Source organism: Clostridium sp. UBA4548 (assembly GCF_002387895.1).
GTDB lineage: Bacteria > Bacillota > Clostridia > Clostridiales > Clostridiaceae > Clostridium_J.
Genome location: NZ_DGLI01000031.1, coordinates 1 through 6,010, shown reverse-complemented (window position 1 = coordinate 6,010; position 6,010 = coordinate 1). Strand labels below are relative to the sequence as shown.

Sequence of the window (6,010 nt, the reverse complement as noted above, 5' to 3'; positions counted from 1 at the left end):
ACACTGTAGCGTTGCCACCATTCGGCGACTTTTATATTTTATCATCATTCAAAACCTATGTCAACACTTTTTTATTTTTAATATTTCTATCAATAATTTAAAAATTGTTTTAGATTTTAAATGTTTTTTGTCCGTTCTTAAGGACAAGACATATCTTATCACATATAAGCTCATAATTTCACAAGCACTTATTCATCAAGTTAGATTATTATATTAAACCAGCGACTTTCCTTTCACTAAGTCCATTTTTCATTAAGTGACACACTTGGATAAGTTATACAATAATTTCTGAATATACTAAGCACTTTTTTCATCTAATATACCTAACATGTTTCTTTCTTACACAGAAATTCACTAAATCTTAAAGAACAAACTCATGAACAAGCTACTGTGAAACTTAGCTTTCTAATACATAAAAATAACCTAGGTTACCTAATACAAATAAATAAACTAGGTTATTTTTCTTATTTTATGACTTTTCTTTGCCATTTTCCTCTTCTATATACCCAATATCCATACATGCATACTATTAAATTACTAAAGCTCATAGAAAACCATATCCCTATTGAACCTGTAGATGTAAAATGCTTAAATAATAATATCATGGGTAATCTTACAAACCAAAGCCGTCCAATCTCCATAGCCATAGAATACTTTGTATGGCCTGATCCTTGGAATATTCCCTGAAATATGCTAAATATCCCCATCAATGGCATTGATATAGATATGTATTGTAAATAAGTTATTCCTTGAGATATAACTTCCATGTCATTCTTTGATTGCATAAAGAATCCTACTACTTCATTGTCCCAAAATATAAGAAATGCACACCCTATAATTGAAAATGAGATTGTAAGTTTTAAAGACTTCATAAAGGCTTCTTTTACTCTCTCAGCTTGATTTGAGCCTAAGTTTTGCCCAACAATAGAAGTTAATGCCGCCCCTATCCCCATTGCTGGCTGCATTATAAGAGAAGTAATTCTGTTTACCATTGCAAATGCTGCTAAAGTTGCCGTACCATATGAGGCTATAAAACTATTTAAAACAATAAATCCTAGTGCAGATCCAGATTGACCTATTGATGATGGAACACCAATTTTTATTATCTTTTTAATTATAAGTTTATCAAATTTGAAATTTTTAAAGCATGGTTTTACCATAGTGGACTTCTTCATTAATATATATATTCCAGCAAAGGCAAGTAATGCTTTAGCAATTAAAGTCGCAATTGCTGCTCCTGCAACCCCCATATTAAACGTAAATATGAATATGGGATCTAATATTACATTAAGTACTGCACTTATGCCACTAAGTACTGTTGGCATTATAGTATTTCCCTGAGAGTTCATTATGGAGTTAAAATTAAAAAATAAAAACATGAATGGCATGTCTAAAAAAGTTATTCTAAGATATATATTACTATATTCCGCAAAACTACCCGTAGCTCCCATGACACTTATTATAAAGGGACTCAAAATGTATCCTATTATTGAAAAAAATACAGAGCATATTAAAGATGCAACTATAATTTGACTAGCATATTTATTAGCCTCCTCGTATTTTTCAGCTCCAATTAACTGCGAAATTATAGATGTGCCTGCAATTGAAATTCCTATTCCTAAAGATATAAATAAAAAGTTTACCGGCCATACAAAAGAAGTTGCTGCAAACTCCGTAGAACCAATTTTACTAACCCAAACACCATCGGCAAGATTATACAATGTTTGAATTAAGTTGTTAATCATAATTGGAAGTCCCAATGTTAAAATAACCTTATATAAAGATCCTCTTAATATAAAATCTCTTTTTTTAGTATCCATATTACCCCCATATATCTATTATCAAATAAGCTTTAGTCTATTTAGTTGATATACCAACCCTTTAAGTTAACCTAGAAAAATTAAATTATCAGTTTATTTTAGCCTTCAACTTATAGAATTGATTGTTTATATTTCATAATTATGAAATTAAGTTAATTAATATTCATCTAAACACAACCATTCCTTCTAAAATTATAACACTTATATTTTCTTATCTTAACAAAATTATAATAATATATTTATATTTTTGTATAAAATAAAAATAGGTTAGAAGCAAAAGCTTTTAACCTGTATTTTCTCTATATTTCTCCGGTTGATTACTATTTTTTCGTCTAAACTTATGTTATTTCCATTGCTATTAAATCCTCATAACTTTCTCTTTTTACAATAATTCTATCTTTTCCCTGAGTAATCATCACCACTGCAGGTCTTGGAATTTTATTATAATTACTAGCCATGGAATAATTATAAGCGCCAGTACTCATAACGGCTAAGATGTCTCCTCTTTTTATACTATTTGGTACTAGAAGATCCCAAATCAAAACATCTCCAGACTCACAACACTTTCCTGCTATAGTTACTATTTTATTTCTTTCTTCATTTAACTTATTGGCTATATAAGCTTCATATTTAGCATGATATAGTGCTGTTCTTGGATTATCCGGTAGTCCTCCATCTACCGAAACATACGTTCTTATATCCGGTATATTTTTAATAGTTCCTATAGAATAAAGTGTCATCCCTGCTTCGCCTACAATCCATCTTCCTGGTTCTATATACACCTTAGGTATAGTTAAATTATACTCTAAGCATTTATCAGTAATTTTATCCATGATTGCATCAACAAAATAACTTAGAGGTTTAACTTCATCACTCTGTACATATTTAATCCCAAAACCTCCACCCACATTAAGCTCTTCAACCTCTACACCCATTTCTTCTTTTAATTCTTTAATCAGCAGGGTAGTGTTTTCTATAGCTTTAAGATGATTTATATTATCAAAAAGCTGAGATCCTACATGAAAATGAATTCCTCTTAATTTCAAATAGTCCGAGTTTTTCGCCTTACTAATTGCTCCTTTGATGATATCGTCATTAAGTGGAATGCCGAATTTGGAATCCTTTTGACCTGTTGAAATATATGCATGGGTCTTACAGTTTATATTTGGTGTTATTCTAAATAAAATATCAACTACCTTGTTATACTGTTGAGCCAATTCATTTAGTAGTATGAGCTCATCAATACTGTCTACAACTATTCGTCCTACACCCGAATCTATGGCAATAATTAATTCTCCCACAGTCTTGTTATTGCCATGAAACATTATATTTTGGGGATTTATCCCAGCTTTAAGTGCTACAAATAGTTCTCCACCAGAAACCACATCTATACCCAGCCCTTCTTCAGCAACTATTTTACACATTTCCATAGTTAGAAAAGCTTTACTTGCATAAAAAGCTTTAGAGTTTGGATACTTATTTAAAAAGGTTCTTTTTACTTCCTTACATCTTAATCTAATACTATCCTCAGATATGACATATAGAGGAGTTCCATACTTTTCTGCTAAACTTTGAATCTCGCAATTAGCAAAATATAAACTTCCATTTTTGTTTTCCCCTTGAAACATATTATTCCTCCTAATTATTAACTTGGTAACTTGTACTACATAATAAAAGCAAATACTATGCCAACATTCTTACTTACCAATATTAGGATTATTGCCTCTTACACATTAATCAATAAGTAGCCAATCATATAGGTTTCCGCAAAAGTGAACTCCATTTAATAACTAGAACTCCATTACTGTGATTTAGTTATAAATCAAGCATTTCCGCTTTAACGAACTTATTTCCACTATGCCGAACTTTTCCATACTATTTGACCTGTATAATTTCATTGCATAAATTACTCACATTAATCAGTATATTTCATTTATTTTTCTTATGACAATATAAAGTAATCTTCTACTTTGCCATATCTTTATTCATTCATGCAATTTTATATTATATTTCTTCAACTTTTCATAAAAACTTGTTTTCCCAATACCCAATTCATTAAGCACAACTCTTATATTTCCATTATTACTTCTTAAAGTTCGTATAATTATATCCTTCTCATACTCTTCTAAGTTCCCCTTTAATGTTGTACAAATCGGCTTGTTTAGCATACGATCACTTGGAAAAAGTAAGTTTTTTGAGTAAATAATATTAGAATCACTTAAAGTTATGGCTCTTTCCAGAATATTTTCAAGCTCTCTAATATTTCCATACCAAGGGTAGGTCATTAATTTATTCATAGCTTCACTTGTAATTGTAACCGATTCTCTTCCAAGTTTTTCTACAATTCTTTGAAGTAAAACATTTACTAGTATAGGAATATCCTCTATCCTATTTCTTATAGCCTCAATATATATAGGAATAATATTTATTCTATAATATAAATCTTCTCTGAAATTCCCCTCTTCAATGGCCTTTTCTAGATTTTTATTTGTAGCGCATATTATCCTTGTATCTACATAGATTTCTTCAGTTCCACCTACTTTATAGAACTTTTTACTTTGAAGAAAGTTTAAGATTTTACCTTGAGTTTGTAACGTCATGTCTCCAATCTCATCTAGAAATAAAGTTCCCTTATGAGATAACTGTAATAATCCCATTTTTCCTTCTTTTTTTGAATTTGTAAAGGCACCTCCTTCATAACCAAAAAGTTCACTTTCAAGAAGCCCCTCTGGTAAAGAAGCACAATTCAAGTGTACCATTGCATATTCCTTTCTATTGCTAAGATTGTGAATTTCCTTAGCTAATGTTGTTTTTCCAGTGCCACTTTCTCCTAAAATTAATATAGAAGAATTTGTTTTTGAAGCCTTATATGCTAATTTCTTGATATTTATAGAATGCTTACTTACTCCAACAAACTCCTTAAAAACTTCAAGTACTTTTTTATCCTCCAATAACAACTCTGTTTTTTTAAGGTTTTCAATGAGAATATTCCTCTCTTCAGTAACTTTCTTTAGTTCACTAATATCCTCTACCCTTATCATTGCACCTATCTTTCTCCCTCCATGATATAAGGTTCTAATCGATGAAATAGTAGTTATACCATTTATTTCCATAAATTTATTTTCATCTACAATATGATTTGCTGTAGCTGCTTTATAAAATTCTAATATCTCCTTACTTTTCTCATGAACTTCAAAAATTTGTTTTCCTATAGGCTCAAAAACCATAGCACTTTTTCCCTTTTCTCTAAAGGTTCCTTCTTCCAAAACCTGCTTAATAGTCTCATTTCTTGCAGTATACCCACCACTTTGATAAAATAATAAGCTTCCGTCTCTTATTATTACCATATGGCCCATTCCACTTTTATATTTAGTTCTATAATTTGTACAATTTATCTTAATATTTAATATTTTTTCTGTATAATTAATCTGTAGTTCGTAAGCAACCCCTTTGTATGTACCCTTCAAAACTACCTGTCCCTTTTGATTTTCTTCCTTAACTACTTTATAGTTGTATTCCTTTTCCCTTTTTAATTTAAGGTTTTTTTTAAATTTCTGGGAATCTTGTCCATAAGTTTTCTTTGTGTTATACACTCCAAAACACAAAACTGAATCCCCTTCACAAATAGTTTCATCATAAATTTGAATTTTTCTTAAATCTTTTCTATTAAGATTTCCATCATCTTTCCCTAATTTGTTATCTACAATAAAAACATAATCACCTTGCCTTATTTGTCCACCTTGGTGAAAAATTTCATCATTTTTCAGGATGCCAAATATCTCCCTGGCCCTTTTATTATAGACAGTAATAATTCCTTCTGTATCGATTATTATAACTCCTTCAGAAATATTATCTAATATCTCCCTTAGAATCCCATCCATTAATCCCACCCTAACTAAATAAATTTAATAACAATTTACTATTAAACTAGATTACGCGTAATTTAGTTTTCAATAAACTCTATGGCAACCAATATCATAATTTTCCTATTATATTACCATTTATAAATTTAAATATATAAAAATCCTCGCTAGAATATTACATGTTTTAATTATTAGTAAGTATATATTGTATTAATGGCGAATTTCCTAAATTAGTTTGGCAACATATTAATAAGCAATCTATTTTTAGCTATTTATATTACAAAACACAAAAGACACTAAGTTATCACTTAGTGTCTTTCATTTAGT

At 29.7% G+C, this 6,010-nt stretch carries 3 protein-coding genes; all 3 read right to left on the bottom strand.

Features of this window, described 5'->3' with window-relative positions:
* Positions 1-464: 464 nt before the first annotated feature.
* Positions 465-1,820: an MATE family efflux transporter gene (locus B3040_RS13030; protein WP_291573978.1), complete on the bottom strand. Its 1,356-nt coding sequence runs from the start codon at positions 1,818-1,820 to the stop codon at positions 465-467.
* 338 nt (positions 1,821-2,158) lie between these two features.
* Positions 2,159-3,448: a diaminopimelate decarboxylase gene (lysA, locus tag B3040_RS13025; protein ID WP_291573976.1), complete on the bottom strand. Its 1,290-nt coding sequence runs from the start codon at positions 3,446-3,448 to the stop codon at positions 2,159-2,161.
* Between the two features lie 357 nt (positions 3,449-3,805).
* A complete protein-coding gene (locus B3040_RS13020; RefSeq protein ID WP_291573975.1) occupies positions 3,806-5,701 on the bottom strand; it encodes a sigma 54-interacting transcriptional regulator in 1,896 nt (631 codons plus the stop codon).
* Positions 5,702-6,010: the final 309 nt, after the last annotated feature.

Excerpts from the sequence above, each read along its gene's own strand:
- B3040_RS13030 (WP_291573978.1), bottom strand. The coding sequence starts at position 1,820 with ATGGATACTAAAAAAAGAGATTTTATATTAAGAGGATCTTTATATAAG.
- lysA (WP_291573976.1), bottom strand. The coding sequence starts at position 3,448 with ATGTTTCAAGGGGAAAACAAAAATGGAAGTTTATATTTTGCTAATTGC.
- B3040_RS13020 (WP_291573975.1), bottom strand. The coding sequence starts at position 5,701 with ATGGATGGGATTCTAAGGGAGATATTAGATAATATTTCTGAAGGAGTT.